We start from the raw sequence: 15798 nt of genomic DNA on the forward strand, positions 1-15798 counted from the left end.
AAATGAGCATCCAGATGTTGAGAGCGTACAGGCGTCTACTGACCATAGCCGGTACGCCCCCGCTTCAACTCACGCAGTTTTTCACGTACCGGATCCGGATAGAGATCGGAGAAATCGAGATCGCGACGGACAAATATCGCGATGGGAGTCCCCTGATTTATCGTAATTGTTGGGGCAATGTTGAGTGACCCTTTCAAGGCTTCTCCCGCGACTTGCGCGAAGGTCTGCGTCGCGACTGCCGCTCCCTTTGCCGCCAAATTCGCGCTCAAATCGACATTGGGGCGCGTCGTTACGGAGCGGACTTCATTTGTCTTGGGGTCAACATACGTGGTCGTGACCGGTCCTGCGTTGAGGTTGGGCGATGTATCTGCCGCAGCCAAGATCTGGCCGCCGGCGGAAATCGCACTGAGCAAGATCGCGGAACCATACCGTTCAAAGGCATGCGTGTTTACATTCCCGTTCATACCGGAACGACCAAGCTCATCCGTTCCGATGGAACCGAGACTGATGGACACGCCGTCAGAGCGCAACAGCCGTGTCCAGACAATAAATGCCCGTGTCTGTCCCTGTGCCAGACCTGCATTGTACTCTCCGATCAGCCGCGTGCCCGACGGAACAAGAATACGCCTTCCATCAAACGACCAGACTTCGTCCGTGGTTATGGCTCGTACCATGCCCGGCAGGTCGGTTTGGACCGCCGTTTCGAGGACACCCCGTAAGATAGTTCCTTGCGGGACGAGCGCATCAATGCGCATATTCTTTTCGGCCTTCGCTGTTTCGACTGATCGTCCTGAAAGGGCGGCAAGAAACTGGTCATTCGGATTGGTGGCTTGGAACGTGTCCGGGCTCTTTGGTTTCTCATCCACCCCCTTCTCACTGTGATCAGACTCTGTCGAGGCTGCCAACTCCGAAACAATCATCGGAGAACGGTATCGGTCCTGTTGCCTCGCGTCGTTGGCCGCCTCCTCCGCATCCATGCGGCGACGCGCGTCTTCCTCTGCGCGTCGCCTCCTGCTTTCCGATTCTTCATTATTGTTGCTCGCCGTTACCTCAACAACAGGCGACCCAGCCTGTAACAGGAGTGGAGCTTCCAGCCTTTCAGGCGGCGGTGTGAGATTAAGCTGGTTGGAATGTACCGGTACGAAAGCATCATCAGAAACGCTCTGCTCGCTCTGCGACGATGGGGAGCGCTTCAACAGTGGCAAAGCCAAAAGCCCGATTGCACTTGCCGCAAACAACAGGCCAACGACACCAGCTCCCAACTTGCGTTTCGGTTCTAGGAGGCGCGAGTCTGTCTGTTCCTCGCTGTCCAGACCGCGGTGATATTCGAGATTGGGCATTGTCTTATCTTCGCCTTCTCTTAGAGAGCGGGCTATCGACGATGACAGGTGGCATGGCAGCAACGGCCAATGGTGCTGTTTTCCTGTTCAGATTGAACAGACAGGTCGCAGAATCGCCATGCCGCAGCATCCACTGCCGCGCGATCTTGTCGACGATGATGTAGTCTCCTTCACGCCGGTAATTGGCAAGAATTTCCCGTTTGCCTTCTTCAACAATAAAGACCGCAGGCACATCCCCTTGAAACCGGAACCATGTCTTGATGCCGTCATCAAATGCTTCAACCGGCTTGAGCTCCCGGTCGCCGCGAAAGTGATAGTCCGCATTCGCGTCCTGGCGTCGAAAGTTCGTGTGGTTCGGCTCCGATACCAATTGTTGAGCTTGTGCAAGCAGCCTCGCGTCTGCCTCCACGTCGGGATATCTGAATTTGACCATGTAGGTCTGGTCAGACTGTGAATCCGGGTGTGCACGCAGGACGAATGTATAAACATGCTTGTCGCTGACTATGTTCATATTCGTCGCCGCTTTCTGCTCCACCGGTTTAAGGAAGATAATATTGCCCTTCTTGTTAGGCTCGATTTTCCAGGAAACACTGTCTCCAACGGCAACCGTTTCGATTTTTTCCGCATCGCCTAAAACGATCATTGTCGAAACGCCGTAGGTCGCGTCGACGGCAACAACATTGTTGGGGCTATAGATTACGGTCCTGACACGGGCATCGGCCGCACCGCGGCGCGGCGCGAGCTCGGCATGCGCTCCGCTGATCATCACCGCCAGTGTTAAGACAGCGCCAACCGGCAATATCGGGCGGGTGTGAGCTGGTGTTCTCATGGCTGATAACGGTCGTTGGGCATGGATTGCTCGGACACGCTTTCCTGGTCGCGGCGATAATCCACGACCTGAAAACCAAGAGGATTGTCGAAGCGCCACTCGTTCGGCATCGATGCTTTGGAATAATGGAAATGAAGCAGCGAAACCCAATGTTCCTCCGCACCGGAGTCACGACCGGTGCGTTGCGTGGAAAACCGGACAACAGCTGTGAGATTGTTGGGAAATTGTATGGATTTAATCTTCAGTTCAATCCGAGTTTCACGGCCAAAGCGCGTGACCGGATTGCCTGCATTGGATGGACTGTAAAGGGCGAAAAGATCACGGGATGCATCTCGCGTAGACAAAAGCTGGGCGAGATCAAAATTATCCTTTACCGTTGCCGGATCATAGGTTTCGCGCGCCTTCAGGTACCGGACAACGTACATTCTTGCGATGGCTTCGCTCTGCGTCAGATTACCATCGGCAAGCGGTTGTTTTATCTCCATAAATCCGGTTGTCTTGTCGACTTCGATGACATAGGGCTCAAAACTCTTGAGGGGTAAAAGTACGGCAAGACAGGTCAATGCGAGGCAGGCCAATCCAAAGCTGATCGCCGCTACCAGCCAAGCAATTAGCCGTGACCGTTTCATGATATGGATGACGTCGTTTTCCCAACGAACCGCTTCGCTGAAATATCGCCGGTCCATCCCGGGCACCAATTTCACCGCGGTTATGTTTTCATGGGATTCTGACGCACTCATTACCGCTACTGAAGCCTTAAAATCGGTAAAACTGAAAATTCTAAAATGAAAATTTTAATATAGCCGTGCGCCTTACTGTGATCTTGCAACGCCCGGAAAGCCATTCAAGTTGTAAATATCATGCGAACACGGAACACAATTCGACTTTGGTCTATGATACTTGGCTCGACATGAATATGGGTGGCGGCAACGCTCGTTGTAAAATACGCAAACGATAAGAGATGCGAATCTCAGACAACAAGTTCTGCTCATGGCAATCGCAATCGCTGATATGTTTTTCACATCCATCACGTCTTGGCATTTGGCAAATTTCGCTATTGCGGCAAAACGCTACGCAAGTTGAAACGTTTGTGGATTCGAACAAATCCTCCACCTATTTTACGAAAGCTTTCGTCAATCCCATTGTCCGGTCCACAATCAGGACTACGGCAAGCGTCATCAGGATCAAGAGAACTGAAACGCTTGCAACCAGCGGATCTGCCTGGCTCTCGACGTGGTGGAATAATTCCACCGGCAGTGTCGTCATTCTTGGACCTGTCAGGAACAAGGTGATGACCACTTCATCAAACGAAACGAGGAAACAGAGTGCCGTGGCGGCAACTATACCTGGCGCCATCATCGGCAGCGTCACCTTCCTGAAAACAGCCAAAGGTTTGGCGCCAAGGGATGAAGCCGCCTCTTCGCAGGCAAGATTGAGATTGCCGAGCGATACCGACAACACCCGCAATGCATACGGGAGTGTGATCACCAGATGCCCGATGACAAGCCCGGTGAATGTTGCCAGGAATCCCATCGATGCAAAAATGATAAGAATGGCCAGCCCGAGAACGATCGTCGGCAACAGCAGGGGCGCGGTGAACAGGTTGAACAGGAATTCCGATCCCGTGACCTTCAACCGAACAATCGCATAGGACGCAGGTATCGCGATGATCAGCGACAGGGCCGTGACGACGGCCGCAAGACCGAGACTGGTCAGGAACGCCGACATCATCACGCTGTTTCCGAGCAGAGCCTCATACCAGCGCAACGACCAGGAACTCGGCGGAAAGGCGAGCACCTGATCGCCGCTGAAGGAAACCGGAAATACAAGCAGCACCGGCGCCAGAAGAAAGAGAAACAAAAGGCTCACGGTCACGCGCATGAACCAGGAGGTCGGGTTGTTTTCCATTGCCATTATCCTTGATCAATCATGCGCAGCACGCGCGAATAAACGGCCAAGGCTGCTCCAAAAATGATGAGCACAAGCATCGAGAGCGTCGCGGCCAATGGCCAGTTCAACGTTACGATTGCCTGATCGTAAATCTCCGTTGCCAGCAGGAACACCCGCCCGCCACCCATGAGCTTTGGTGTAATGAAAGACGAAATGGCGAGGACAAAGCAAAGAAGGCAACCAAGAGCGATGCCGGGGAGCGTCAGGGGCAGGATAACGCGCCAAAAGGTTCTGAATGGCGTTGCGCCCAATGTTCGGGCTGCCTCCTCGACTTTCGGGTCCAGACGGCCAAACCCCGCCATGAGCGACAGGATCATATAGGGCATGAGAATCTCGGTAAGGCCGATAACAACGCCTGTTGTATTGAACATCATCCGCGGCGGCCGAAATCCCATGGCCGCGCTGACGTTGGCAACAGGACCTTGATCCGCCAGAAGCGCAATCCAGCCGTAGGTCCGCACCACGGCGGAGGTCAGAAGAGGCGATATGACAAGGACGGTCAAGAATGTCCGCCATACCCCGGAAGCACGGTGGAGATAAAGCGCTATCGGGTAGCTGGCAATAAGCGTTGCAAGCGTGATCCCCAGACTGACCGCAACTGAATTCACGATCAGCTCCAGATAGAACCCGTCCTGAAGCAATCCCGTCCAGTTGGCAGCTGTAAATGTTTCGGCAATGCCCCCTCCGGGCAAGGATTCGTTGAAAGACATTCTTGCCAGATTGAGAACGGGGAGAATGAAACCGATGGCGTTCACCAATGCAATCGGCAATAGCAAGACCACAGCGATGCTGGCTGTGCTGGATGGTTTCTGTCCCCTGACAGGCAGATCGAACGTTGCTGCCGTCATTGGTTTGCTCCGAAGACAAACGTGTCCTCGACAGACCAGGACAGCATGGCCTGTTTACCAGGGTGGTGATCTGCCTGAGACTTCATCGTCGATTCCTCGACAATGAACTCCGAACCATCGACATCAAAATGATACTGAATGACGTCACCGACGAACGTGATCCGCGACAGTGATGCAGCGATACGGTTTGCTGTTTCGTCCTGCCGTTCTGCCCGTGTCAGATCCCAATCGATCTGAACGCGGTGCGGACGCACCATCACCATTACGTCACCTTGCTCCGCGGAAACAGCGGACCGGATAGTCGATGATCCAATGCGTATGCCGCCATCCGCGTTTCTGATGCCCTTGATGCGATTTGTCCGGCCGACAAAGGAAGCCACAAATGGTGTGGCGGGATGTTCATAAATTTCATGGGGCGTTCCGACCTGCTCGATAAGCCCGCCCTTCATGACCACAATACGATCACACATGCTCAAGGCTTCTACCTGATCATGGGTCACGAAGACGGTGGTGATGCCGAGCTGCTGCTGAATATCCCGGATTTGCGTCCGCATCTCGTCGCGCAGTTTCGCATCGAGGTTCGAAAGCGGTTCATCAAGCAGCAGTATCGAGGGTTCGATGACGAGTGCGCGAGCCAATGCAACGCGCTGCTGCTGTCCACCCGAAAGTTCCCGCGGTTTGCGTCCGGCAAGATGTTCGAGCTGAACCATACCGAGTGCCTTGGTGACTTTCACACCAATCTCTGCACGCGACAGACCACGCATTTCCAACCCGAAGGCCACGTTCCTGGCCACAGTCATATGCGGGAAAAGCGCATAACTTTGAAAGACCAGACCCATATCGCGGCCATGCGGGGCGATATGGGTTACGTCGCGACCGCCAACCGCAATCTTGCCGGCTGTGGGAGAGATAAGGCCAGCGATCATGCGCAGTGTCGTCGTCTTGCCACAGCCGGAAGGTCCGAGCAACGCAATGAGCTCACCCTTCCGGACCTCGAGGTTCAGATTGGAAATGACTTCAATCAGACCGTACTTCTTGTTGACGCCTTCGAGACAAAGATAAGGGTCTTTGACCGTTTCAACGCCGCTGCCTTTGATGGTTTGATGCATCATTCTAGCCTCCAAATTTTCTCTGCTGACAGGGCTTAGCGGCTGAGCGGAATGATGCGGCGGCGCCATTGCTCGGTGATGTTATCCCGGATTTTTGCCACGGCCAGCCAATCGATATCGATCATCTTATCCATATCGCCTGCTGCTGTGCGCTCGATTGCCTCCTTGGCAACAACTGTCTTTGAGTTTGTCGGCGCATAAAACATTTCGCTGGTAAACGCTGCCTGGGCCTCAGGGCTGAGCGCGTAATCAATAAATTTTTTCGCCGCGTCACCAGCCGGAGCATTTTTCACGAGATTGATTGTGTTGATTTGAAATCCGCTACCCTCCTCGGGCAATGCGACGCCCAGCTTCCCGCCAGACGTCTGTGCGTAGATCTGCGCGCGGGCATTCCAGCCGATGCCCAAGGCTGCTTGTCCATTGGCAATAGGCGCATAGACATCCGGCTTGGGTTCCCAGGTCTGTACGCCGGGAGCAAGCTCACCGATTTTGGCGATGCCCGCCGCAAGATCAGTCTTGTAATCAGTGCCACCAGCGAGTTTGTTCGAAATGATGGTAAACGTCGTGCCCTGAATATCCGGGACCGAGGGGATGATCAGCTTGCCTTCATACTGCTTGTCCCAAAGCACGTTCCAGGACTTTGGCACCTGTTTGACCTGATCTGTGTTGTAGATCAGAACCAGATTGTCGAAGGTAACGCCAACCCCGGCAACACCCTCCGCACGTGCATTGGGGTAAAGATCCTTGACGTTTGACGAGACGCTCTCATCGATCTTGTCAAAAATGCCCTCGTCCGCTCCAGCCTTGGCCACGCTTACATCAAGAATGGCCACATCAATTTGCGGACTGCTCTTTTGCGCGCGCAATGTGCCAAGCATCTGAGCCGAATTAGGCATGCCGTAAAACTGTACGGTAATATCCGGGTATTTTTTCATAAATGGCTCAACAACGGCCTTGGTATAGTGGTCCTGAAATATCCCGCTATAGGCCGTCAGTGTCACTGTCTCCGCAGAGGCACTGGACAATGCGGCGATAGTCAGCACTGAAACAGCCATTGAAAGTTTTACAAACATCATCTCGTTCCCTGTTTTTTTGAGTTGATTGTTATCGATCAAGCGACCTGCCGCTTTTGACCCTCCACGATTTTCGTTGCTCCCGAAATGTCGGGAAGAAATTCACCGTTGCGCAGGCGCTCGAGCAACACGATTTCGTTTTCCTGCATGCCGAGTGCTTTTTCAGTCGCCGCCTGCGCCTGAGAAGGTGACAACACAACGACACCGCTCTCATCGGCAATGATTGCATCACCTGGCCTGATAACCTGACCGCCGACTGTGACCGGGACGTTAATCGCGCCCTCCAAACCCAAAATTTTTGTCGTTATCGGTGACGGTCCGCGGCACCACATCGGCATTTCAACCTTGCGGATTTCAGAGAAATCCGTCGCAGGTCCATCAATCACCGCGCCGACAATACCCGCCAGTTTCATGGCGTGGGTAACGACACCACCCCAACAGGCATGGCGATCGTCACCACAGCGCTCGATAGCGACGAAATCACCCGGACGCACCAGCTTGGTCAGGTAATGCAGAATCGTTGAGTCCGCGTGGGGAAGACGAACCGTAACGGCGGTCCCCGCTACGCGCTTTTCCGGCAGGACAGCGCGGATTTCCCGGTCGATAAAACCCGAATGCAGAAAATGACCGATCGTCGCCGTCTCGACCCGCTCCATCAGTTTGATCAGATCCGCATCGATCTGGTGTGGCATTTCATTGACTTCAAACATGACCTGCCTCTCAAATAACGTGATGGCTGGCGACAGGAACATCACCGCGCACTTTGGCGACGTAGCTCAGGTCGAGCTTGGAGCTGGTGGTACCGACACCATCGGAGCACTGCGCTACAATATGCCCCCACGGATCGATGACCATCGAATGACCCCAGCACCATTTGCGTCCCTCGGAATTCGAAAGCGTCTGGCCAACGGCAAGGAAGTAGGTCTGCGTTTCAATCGCGCGGGCACGGGCGAGCACCTCCCAATGATCCTTGCCGGTCATGAGTGTAAAAGCGGCCGGGAGGACAATGACTTCGGCACCTTCATCGCGCAGCTTGCGGAACAGTTCAGGGAAGCGGACGTCGTAGCAGATGGCACAACCGACTTTGGTATTGCCTACCTGATATGTCACAATCTCCTCACCACGGCTGATCGTATCAGACTCGCGGTAGACCATGCCGCCGGGCGTATCCACGTCGAACAGATGGATCTTGCGATACTTTGCAAGTTCCTTGCCGTCCGGACCGAAGACAATAGTGGTGTTGTAATACTTGTTGCCGTCCTGTTCGACGACGCTGCCAGCGTGAATGGTGACCTTGTGCTGTGCGGCGAGACCCGCCATCAAGCGATAGCCATCGCCATCCGGGAATGTCTCGCCATTGGCGTAAATATTCTCCCGCCCTTCGCCAAGAAATGCATAATATTCGGGCAGCACAACGAGATCAGGTGACTCGTTTTCGACGGCTTCGTTGATCAGCCGCGCCGCTGTTTCAAGATTGGCAGCCTTGCTATCCTGTGAGTTCATTTGGATCAGACTTACTTTCACGCTCATTCCTCCATTTTCGATGGATGGATCGTGCGGAAAATATTAGCTTCAGACAAACTCGAAATACTTGAGCAGTCCTATAGAATTTTCTTATAGGCCAGACTTGGATCTCAGGCGTCCGCCATGCAAAGCGATACTTCAGCTGCCATCTGGGCGATGATCGACGGAAGCAAGCTGTCCGGATGATCCGCGTAAACGGCATGAAACGTAAGCGGGTGGAACACAGGCGTAACGTCAAGAATCTCCAATGCACCGGTATCGACATATTCTCCGAGAATGACCCGGGGCAAAGGTGCGATTCCGAGACCATCTTTGGCAAGGCGCATGATGGTAGCCAGCGAGTTCGAGTTGGAAATCGTGGGTGGCTCAAGCCCTGCTTCGCGAAACTGCTGCAGCAAACCGTGATGTGGAACGCTGCCTTTGGAAAAGGCCAACAGGGGATAGCTTGCAATATCCGCAAGTGTCAGTGGTTTTCCCGCCAATCCGTATTTCGGACTTGCTACCCATACACAACGATAGGTTCCGAGATCTATATTCACCAAACCATGATCGAGTGCCGGTCCCATGATCATAGCCAGATCAATTTTCCGCTCGATGATTTCCCGCGCCATATTGAGACTTGTATCAACATTCAGGTCAATCGCGATTCCCGGATACCGCTCCTGCACTCGTTCAACAAGACGCGGCAGAAACGAATGTACGATAGAATCAATCGTGCCTATGCTGACCGAACCTTTGAGGCTTGTGGGATCGGCAATTGCTTCGCGAAACTCGCTGACAGCTTTGACGATGTCTTCTGCTTTCGAGACAGCCTGCTGTCCAACGGGCGTTAATTTGACCGTGCGCATATCGCGATCGAACAACTGTACGCCAAGTTCACGTTCCAAGGTCGCGATACGGTTGGAAATCGAGGCTTGAGTTGTGTTCAGTTTTTCTGCTGCGGCACTAAAACTGCCCAGGCGAACAATCCAAAGAAAAGTTTCTACAAAACGCAGGTTCATGTGATGCCCCTTTTTTTGGAGCCATCTTCCTGCAAAATAATATCGATGCCAATGCATAATGCTCAACATTGGCAAACGAGATCCCGGCCGATAAAGGGAAGCGATTGGTTTAAAGCACCAAAGAAACGCCAGCAGATGCCCGCGAAAATGATGGCTCTGGAGAAACCGACACCGTCCCTCCTCTGGGGATGCCCTGAATCACCGGTCATTCATTTGCCGTTCAGTTCAAACTGTCACCACGCCGGTGGAAACATCAGGACTGGTTTGAAATAGTTCAATGCTCCGAGGTTGCGCTCCCGCAGTGCGGATCTGATGTCGCGTCGTTCTCGGCATATGTTGTCCCTTGGATGATGCACAGCACCCACTTGGAATGGTCGCTACGAACGGCCCGCTTCCGGATCGCGAACCTTATAAAGGGCCTCTATCATGTAATCGGCAATGTCATCGTCAATCGCCTCCTTGATTTCTGCTTCGTCGAAGCCCGCTGCCTTTGCATCAGCAAGAAACGCGCTCGCAAGCTCCTCCCCTTTCTCTTCCACATTATCAAGCGCGTAAGGACGGACGTTCTGTGCAACCCAAGTCTTTGCGAACGCCAATGCTGGTCCGAGTGTATTCATGAGATATTCTCTCCGATTGAACGCGGTTCTCGTCCCTTTCTATACCTGCAAATTCGATATTGTCAGAGAGGGATTCGACTTTATCGTTCGTGGCAGTGACAATCTGGAGGATTCCAGCCTCATCGCGAGAAGGCTCCTCCCGCCAGCATGTCGTACCGAAAATCCGGACCTTTCTTGATTTCTTCGTTGAGGAATCCGTTACAAATGAATGTACGCTTTCACGCTTGTCGTGAACGAGGTCAGGCCGGGTCATCTATGAAATGAAGAGGCCCCGGATACGCGGCGCGAAGCCGGCGCAAACATTTCTTTCAGCCGGGTGCAAAATTCGCCATTGAAGCCAAAGGCCGCATCGGTTAGAACCGCTTCGCGCATGCGAGCTATCGCAGCCCCATGCACCCGTAGCTCAGCTGGATAGAGCGCTGCCCTCCGAAGGCAGAGGTCACAGGTTCGAATCCTGTCGGGTGCGCCATCAACAGTTTAAAAGTTATGTTATTTCCCCTCGTCAACGTTCAGGCGCGTTGAAAATTTAAACATGAACATGCCCGGAAACATGCACTCCGATTCCGTACAGCATTTCATGATTTGTTCTGGCCAAAGGTTGCTATCGTCTCTGGAACCCAATCAGGATGTCATCAGCCGTATTGCTGATTATCCCATCAATCATATCGGCGACTTGTTGCCCTGGAATAGGAAGATGCACAGCGAACACCTTTAGGTGGACGGTGTGACGTCGTGAACGCGACAATTGCAATCGTCCGCGTATGTCTTATCCTGACAAGCCATTCAGCAAAGCACAGAGATCGATAAAATGACAATTTCCAACGAAGACGAATTGATGCGGCTGCAGGAAATTGGGCGGATTGTCGCCAACACGCTTGAAGCTATGGCTAAGGCGCTCGAGCCGGGAATAACAACGGCTGAGCTCGACATGATCGGCCGCAAGCTTCTTGAGCAAGCAGGGGCCCGGTCGGGCCCAGAAATGTGTTATGGCTTTCCCGGCGCAACATGCATCAGCGTGAATGAAGAAATTGCTCATGGCATTCCTGGCGATCGTCAAGTTGTTGCAGGTGATCTCGTCAATATTGATGTCTCTGCCGAGAAGGCCGGTATTTTCGCCGATACTGGAGCATCTTTCGCCGTGCCGCCGATATCGCGTACAATCGATCGGCTTTGCCGTGACGGAAGACGGGCTATGTGGACCGGAATTAGACAAGTCGGAGCGGGCAAGCCACTCGCGGCCGTTGGACAGGCAGTGGGGGACTTTGCGCGTAAAAATCGCTACACACTCGTCAGGAATCTGTGCAGTCACGGGGTAGGACATACCTTGCATGAAGAACCTGAAGAGATCGCCACATGGCCTGACAGCTCAGAACAAAGAATCATGAATGAGGGGCTGGTGTTTACCATCGAACCTTTCCTTTCTATGGGAGCGGATCTGGCCAGGGACGGCGATGATTCCTGGACATTGTTCTCCGAACCAAGCGCGCCAACGGTGCAGTATGAACACACCGTCGTGGCTACCCGCCACGGGCCGCTCGTGGTCACTTTACCTGGATGAGCTTAACAGCAGCAGGAGCATGTCCTTTGAACTGCTGCAAAAACTATCTCAAGCACGGAATGTCGGATTCCCGTTCAACCAATCGTCTTCAAAACAGATGAGCCATGGAGAACAGCGATGACGATTACCATTACAGTCTTTGAACGCTCCCCCGATAAGGGCCAAGGTCTGGCACGGGATATGCGCGTACGCTGGGCGATCGAGGAAGTTGGTCAGCCTTATGATATCCGGCTTGTTTCGTTCAAGGCGATGAAGGAACCCGCGCATCTGGCGTTGCATCCATTCGGGCAGATTCCGACCTATGAGGAAGGCGATCTTGCCTTGTTCGAGTCCGGGGCAATCGTGTTCCATATCGCCGAGCACCATGCTGGCCTGCTTCCCCACGATGCCAATGCCCGGGCACGCGCGATCACATGGATGTTTGCCGCAGTTGGCACCATGGAAATGCCGATCTATGAGCGTCAGGTCGCCATGTTTGCGGAAGGGAACAAAAGCTGGAGCGCAGAGCGCATGCCGCTCGTTGATGATCGCATTCGGGACCGGCTGGGCGAACTTTCCACCCGGCTTGGCGGGACAGAATGGCTCGACGGCGCGTTCAGCGCCGGGGACCTCATGATGGTGCACGTGCTGCTCAGGCTGAGGGCATCGGGGATATTGGACGAATATCCCAACCTTGCCGCCTATGTCGCGCGCGGCGAAGCGCGGCCCGCCTACAAGCGCGCTTTCGCCGCCCAACTGGCGGTGTTTGCCGCCGTATCGGATCGCCATTAGGGAGCGACAGCGCCTACGCAACTGCTTTGCGATAAGCCGTGACGACAAGCCAGATTGCCGAAAGCAGGAAGTAGAACGCACCGAACGCCGCATAGGGAGCAATGTCCAGTATGGTCGGGGCAGCACTGCCGATGGATTGGCTGATCATGAAGCCGCCGGCGAGGGCGGATTGCCCGCCACTCAGGATCATCGGCCATTGCGCGCCATAGGAACGCCAGCGCTTTATTCCCGTGTTCAGCTGCAGCAGACCTGAAAAAATCGCCCAAACGCCGAAAACGGCCAAAACGGCATGCATGCTGTTGCCGACCGCTGCGACGACGGCAAGCGTCGTTATCGTGCTGACCGCGACATTCAATGCCTGGGACGGGTTGGCTTTCAAACCGCCATTGACGCGGGCATCAACCAGATTGGCGAGGGCATCCCATGCCGGATAGATAACGAGCAGAAGCACGGTGAAATTGGCTTGCGCGCTGAAGAGAATGGCGGCGGCAACCCATGCGACTGAGAAGATGGCGCGTGTGAAATAATAGGTTCGCAGCCAGCTGGACTGGATAGAAGATTGACTTTGCATTGGCAGATTCCTTGTTGCTATCTACCTATCAGTAGGAAGGTTATGACATCAAGTCAACCTGGTATTCGAACACCTCATTGTGAAAAGCGGGAGTGATGCGTAACCTTGACATTCAGCCTACCAAAAGGTAGGCGACTGTATGAAATCAATACCTTCGACTTCAGAAAAGATACTCGACATCGCGCAATCTCTCATCGTCGCGGGAGGCTATAACGGGTTCAGCTATGCGGATATCTCGGCTGCGATCGGCATCCGGAAGGCGAGTATCCATCATCACTTTCCAACGAAGGCCGAACTGGTCGCGGCGCTGGTGGACCGTTACAGGCAGCAGGCCGAAACGGGACTGAATTCCCTCCGGGAACTGGTCGCAAGCCCCGCCGAACAATTGCAGTTCTACCTGAACTATTGGGATACATGCATTCGCGATGCCTCGCAGCCCTTTTGCGTCTGTGCAATGCTGGCTGGCGAGATGCAGATGCTGCCCGAAGAGGTCGCGTCACGCGTCCGCGCCCATTTCCAAACGCTCGCAGCATGGCTTACTTCGGTGCTGAGCGCCGGAGCGGAACAGGACTTGTTCCGGTTGAACAGGCGTCCCGAAGAGGAAGCCCAAATGCTGATGGCATCCGTTCACGGGGCCATGCTCTCCGCGAGAGCTTTCGGTGACCCCGGATTGTTCATTGCGATCATCACCACACAGGTTGCCAAGCTGACAAAGTAGTCTGGGGAGAGCGGCAGAATGGTGCGGAACGCATAGAGCCCAGGCCAGCATCGACATGGGATATCCAAACTCCATTTCTCCATGATCGCTATAAGGGCGAACAAGCTGGTGGAACTCGAAAATGCGCGGTCTACCAAAAGAGAGAAATGAGTATTCTGTCCCCAAGGTTACACGGCCAGAACGACTTTAAGGCCATTTTTAAAACCAATTTGACCGATAGGCAGTACTACCAATTCTGGATTCATTAGAATCTTCCGCCTGTTGGATTGCACCGAAAATGATGAGAATGCTCATTGTCACATTGATAACCGTTGCCCTGACAAGTCTGCCGACTATCGGCACAGCTGACGCAGCGCGGTTCGGGTTTAGTTTTGGCGGGCCCCACAAGGGCACCAAACAAACTGGCAAGGCGAATAGCAATACATCTGGCAAGGGAAGCCCTCGCGGCGGTCATAGACGGTAGCTTTACACCTTACCGGCTACGTCGATGTAGTCTCTGCGGTGCCCAAGCTTCCACCGACAAGGAATACGGGCTTCCATGGATCTCAGCGTCTGAACATCAAGCGATCAACTATCGCCCAATAAAGCGTCGGTCCCCTAAGGTGTAAACTCAGGGGCAATTGATTATTCACACGATGTTGCCGAGATTGAAAACACTCTGTCTGTTCGACGTTTCAGCGATCTCCATCGCACGATACAACGTCACCAAATCAGCTATTTTGTCATTGTGACCATCCAGTGCTGTTAAATCAGACACGTCACTGGGATATGCAGCTTCAAGGATCGCAGAGATCTGGTCAGCCACGAGATTTTTCACTTCACCGATTTTCTCGACACGGGTTGTCATTGTCTATCTCCTGCTTGAACACCTATACTTAAGAAACCAGGTGCCGAATTGTTCCGATAAAATTTGGCAGAAGCTCGCAACGCTCGGCCAGGCATTGCCGCAAATCTCTATGCCATGGGGTGTCAACAGGGTCTGGAACGATAACAGCGGATGGTCGTCGGGAGAAGATTGCTATCCCTATCCATCTTTGACCACGCGAACTTCACATTTGCTATTCCCGCACCGCGAAAAAGCCCCGCCTTCACACCAATATAATGATCGCGGTGCTCCTGCCACGTGGCGAGCAAAGCCGTATTCGTTATGGGCGTAATGACGATCGGGTTGGCCATTGCCAGCTAAGACGAACCTCTGGTCCAACGCATCGACATCATCCTTGGGTTGATTTAACTTTGAGGAATTAACCGAAAGGCTTCCGATATGGCTGCAGGAATGGCGATAGGAATTGGGATCGGTGCGGCGATGGGTGAAATTGTGTTCGGCAACATAGCCGTTGGGATTGCCTTCGGCACGGCCATTGGTGCCGCAATAGGACACTCGATTACGAAATGAGTGTGGATATTCGCAAAGCTTGTCCTGCAGATCTAACGGCAGTGAAAGCTATTGTAGATGCAGCATACATCCATTACATCGCGCGGATCGGATGCAAACCTGGCCCAATGTTGGATGATTACTCTGCACTTATATCCGATCAATACGTTCACGTTGTCGATGAATTCGGGGAAATTTTCGGAATTATTGTCCTCATCCCGGAAGCTGACTATCTGCTGTTGGACAATGTTGCAGTTGCCCCTAAAGCTCAAGGACGCGGATTTGGTCGATTGCTGCTCAACTTTGCCGAGGGTGCAGCTCGAAACATGGGCTACTCCCGCATCAGGCTATATACCAACGAACTGATGACCGAAAACATCAAGCTTTACAGCAGCCTCGGCTATTGCGAGACAGATCGCCGGGAGGAGAAAGGGTTGAGACGCGTTTTCATGACGAAACAACTCGTGTCCTGAGACGATGGGCTCCACAAGCAGTCGCCGTCCTGAGCTGGAAT

General features: G+C 53.5%; 17 protein-coding genes and 1 tRNA gene. 5 read left to right on the plus strand and 13 right to left on the minus strand.

Annotation, left to right across the window (positions count from 1 at the left end; genetic code table 11):
* Window positions 1-35: 35 nt before the first annotated feature.
* The 11 genes from virB10 to FHW16_RS05315 all read right to left on the minus strand — a co-directional run bounded on the left by virB10 (window position 36) and on the right by FHW16_RS05315 (window position 10291).
* Window positions 36-1340 carry a type IV secretion system protein VirB10 gene (gene virB10 / locus FHW16_RS05265; protein ID WP_182548062.1) on the minus strand — a complete coding sequence of 435 codons (1305 nt, stop codon included), beginning with the start codon at window positions 1338-1340 and terminating at the stop codon, window positions 36-38.
* A 4-nt stretch (window positions 1341-1344) separates the two neighbouring features.
* Window positions 1345-2169, minus strand: coding sequence for a P-type conjugative transfer protein VirB9 (virB9, locus tag FHW16_RS05270; RefSeq protein ID WP_182548063.1), 825 nt, complete (start codon window positions 2167-2169; stop codon window positions 1345-1347).
* Window positions 2166-2855: a virB8 family protein gene (locus FHW16_RS05275; RefSeq protein WP_182548064.1), complete on the minus strand. Its 690-nt coding sequence runs from the start codon at window positions 2853-2855 to the stop codon at window positions 2166-2168. Before FHW16_RS05275 ends, virB9 begins: the two co-directional genes overlap by 4 nt.
* A gap of 427 nt (window positions 2856-3282) precedes the next feature.
* Entirely contained in the window at window positions 3283-4077 is a 795-nt protein-coding gene (locus FHW16_RS05280; RefSeq protein WP_182548065.1) for an ABC transporter permease, read from the minus strand.
* A 5-nt stretch (window positions 4078-4082) separates the two neighbouring features.
* Window positions 4083-4967, minus strand: coding sequence for an ABC transporter permease (locus FHW16_RS05285; protein WP_182548066.1), 885 nt, complete (start codon window positions 4965-4967; stop codon window positions 4083-4085).
* A complete protein-coding gene (locus tag FHW16_RS05290; RefSeq protein ID WP_182548067.1) occupies window positions 4964-6079 on the minus strand; it encodes an ABC transporter ATP-binding protein in 1116 nt (371 codons plus the stop codon). The genes FHW16_RS05285 and FHW16_RS05290 overlap by 4 nt, the downstream gene beginning before the upstream one ends.
* Before the next feature lie 32 nt (window positions 6080-6111).
* Complete coding sequence (locus FHW16_RS05295) at window positions 6112-7152, minus strand: ABC transporter substrate-binding protein (protein WP_182548068.1); 1041 nt, start codon at window positions 7150-7152, stop codon at window positions 6112-6114.
* A 35-nt stretch (window positions 7153-7187) separates the two neighbouring features.
* The gene (locus FHW16_RS05300) at window positions 7188-7859 is read right to left on the minus strand and encodes an RraA family protein (RefSeq protein ID WP_182548069.1); all 672 of its coding nucleotides are present in this window, start codon (window positions 7857-7859) and stop codon (window positions 7188-7190) included.
* Between the two features lie 10 nt (window positions 7860-7869).
* The gene (locus tag FHW16_RS05305; protein WP_348643852.1) at window positions 7870-8673 is read right to left on the minus strand and encodes a carbon-nitrogen hydrolase family protein; all 804 of its coding nucleotides are present in this window, start codon (window positions 8671-8673) and stop codon (window positions 7870-7872) included.
* A 110-nt stretch (window positions 8674-8783) separates the two neighbouring features.
* On the minus strand, window positions 8784-9674 hold the full coding sequence (locus FHW16_RS05310; protein WP_182548071.1) for a LysR family transcriptional regulator: 891 nt from the start codon (window positions 9672-9674) through the stop codon (window positions 8784-8786).
* Between the two features lie 377 nt (window positions 9675-10051).
* A complete protein-coding gene (locus tag FHW16_RS05315; RefSeq protein WP_182548072.1) occupies window positions 10052-10291 on the minus strand; it encodes a DUF768 domain-containing protein in 240 nt (79 codons plus the stop codon).
* Between the two features lie 392 nt (window positions 10292-10683).
* On the opposite strand from FHW16_RS05315, the gene FHW16_RS05320 reads away from it, so the two are divergent.
* From FHW16_RS05320 to FHW16_RS05330, 3 genes are all read left to right on the plus strand, one after another.
* A tRNA-Arg gene (locus tag FHW16_RS05320) sits at window positions 10684-10760 on the plus strand.
* Between the two features lie 339 nt (window positions 10761-11099).
* Entirely contained in the window at window positions 11100-11849 is a 750-nt protein-coding gene (gene map / locus FHW16_RS05325) for a type I methionyl aminopeptidase (protein ID WP_182548073.1), read from the plus strand.
* A 117-nt stretch (window positions 11850-11966) separates the two neighbouring features.
* A complete protein-coding gene (locus tag FHW16_RS05330; RefSeq protein WP_182548074.1) occupies window positions 11967-12620 on the plus strand; it encodes a glutathione S-transferase family protein in 654 nt (217 codons plus the stop codon).
* 13 nt (window positions 12621-12633) lie between these two features.
* Here the strand turns inward: FHW16_RS05330 and FHW16_RS05335 are convergent, their stop codons facing one another.
* On the minus strand, window positions 12634-13191 hold the full coding sequence (locus tag FHW16_RS05335; protein ID WP_182548075.1) for a DUF308 domain-containing protein: 558 nt from the start codon (window positions 13189-13191) through the stop codon (window positions 12634-12636).
* Between the two features lie 139 nt (window positions 13192-13330).
* Between FHW16_RS05335 and FHW16_RS05340 the strand changes: the two genes are divergently transcribed.
* Complete coding sequence (locus FHW16_RS05340) at window positions 13331-13909, plus strand: TetR/AcrR family transcriptional regulator (protein ID WP_182548076.1); 579 nt, start codon at window positions 13331-13333, stop codon at window positions 13907-13909.
* A 628-nt stretch (window positions 13910-14537) separates the two neighbouring features.
* Here FHW16_RS05340 and FHW16_RS05345 read toward each other — a convergent pair.
* Window positions 14538-14756 (minus strand): hypothetical protein, encoded by a 219-nt coding sequence (locus tag FHW16_RS05345; protein ID WP_182548077.1) that lies wholly within the window; start codon window positions 14754-14756, stop codon window positions 14538-14540.
* 545 nt (window positions 14757-15301) lie between these two features.
* On the opposite strand from FHW16_RS05345, the gene FHW16_RS05350 reads away from it, so the two are divergent.
* Entirely contained in the window at window positions 15302-15757 is a 456-nt protein-coding gene (locus FHW16_RS05350) for a GNAT family N-acetyltransferase (RefSeq protein WP_182548078.1), read from the plus strand.
* The last annotated feature ends 41 nt before the right edge of the window (window positions 15758-15798 follow it).

It is taken from the genome of Phyllobacterium myrsinacearum (assembly GCF_014138285.1).
GTDB lineage: Bacteria > Pseudomonadota > Alphaproteobacteria > Rhizobiales > Rhizobiaceae > Phyllobacterium > Phyllobacterium myrsinacearum_A.

Bases quoted from the DNA above. Each gene is read 5' to 3' on its own strand.
- map (WP_182548073.1), top strand. From the start codon at position 11,100: ATGACAATTTCCAACGAAGACGAATTGATGCGGCTGCAGGAAATTGGG.
- FHW16_RS05275 (WP_182548064.1), bottom strand. From the start codon at position 2,855: ATGGACCGGCGATATTTCAGCGAAGCGGTTCGTTGGGAAAACGACGTC.
- FHW16_RS05300 (WP_182548069.1), bottom strand. From the start codon at position 7,859: ATGTTTGAAGTCAATGAAATGCCACACCAGATCGATGCGGATCTGATC.
- FHW16_RS05280 (WP_182548065.1), bottom strand. From the start codon at position 4,077: ATGGAAAACAACCCGACCTCCTGGTTCATGCGCGTGACCGTGAGCCTT.
- virB10 (WP_182548062.1), bottom strand. From the start codon at position 1,340: ATGCCCAATCTCGAATATCACCGCGGTCTGGACAGCGAGGAACAGACA.
- FHW16_RS05315 (WP_182548072.1), bottom strand. From the start codon at position 10,291: ATGAATACACTCGGACCAGCATTGGCGTTCGCAAAGACTTGGGTTGCA.
- FHW16_RS05285 (WP_182548066.1), bottom strand. From the start codon at position 4,967: ATGACGGCAGCAACGTTCGATCTGCCTGTCAGGGGACAGAAACCATCC.
- FHW16_RS05350 (WP_182548078.1), top strand. From the start codon at position 15,302: ATGAGTGTGGATATTCGCAAAGCTTGTCCTGCAGATCTAACGGCAGTG.
- virB9 (WP_182548063.1), bottom strand. From the start codon at position 2,169: ATGAGAACACCAGCTCACACCCGCCCGATATTGCCGGTTGGCGCTGTC.
- FHW16_RS05340 (WP_182548076.1), top strand. From the start codon at position 13,331: ATGAAATCAATACCTTCGACTTCAGAAAAGATACTCGACATCGCGCAA.
- FHW16_RS05345 (WP_182548077.1), bottom strand. From the start codon at position 14,756: ATGACAACCCGTGTCGAGAAAATCGGTGAAGTGAAAAATCTCGTGGCT.
- FHW16_RS05335 (WP_182548075.1), bottom strand. From the start codon at position 13,191: ATGCAAAGTCAATCTTCTATCCAGTCCAGCTGGCTGCGAACCTATTAT.
- FHW16_RS05330 (WP_182548074.1), top strand. From the start codon at position 11,967: ATGACGATTACCATTACAGTCTTTGAACGCTCCCCCGATAAGGGCCAA.
- FHW16_RS05310 (WP_182548071.1), bottom strand. From the start codon at position 9,674: ATGAACCTGCGTTTTGTAGAAACTTTTCTTTGGATTGTTCGCCTGGGC.
- FHW16_RS05290 (WP_182548067.1), bottom strand. From the start codon at position 6,079: ATGATGCATCAAACCATCAAAGGCAGCGGCGTTGAAACGGTCAAAGAC.
- FHW16_RS05295 (WP_182548068.1), bottom strand. From the start codon at position 7,152: ATGATGTTTGTAAAACTTTCAATGGCTGTTTCAGTGCTGACTATCGCC.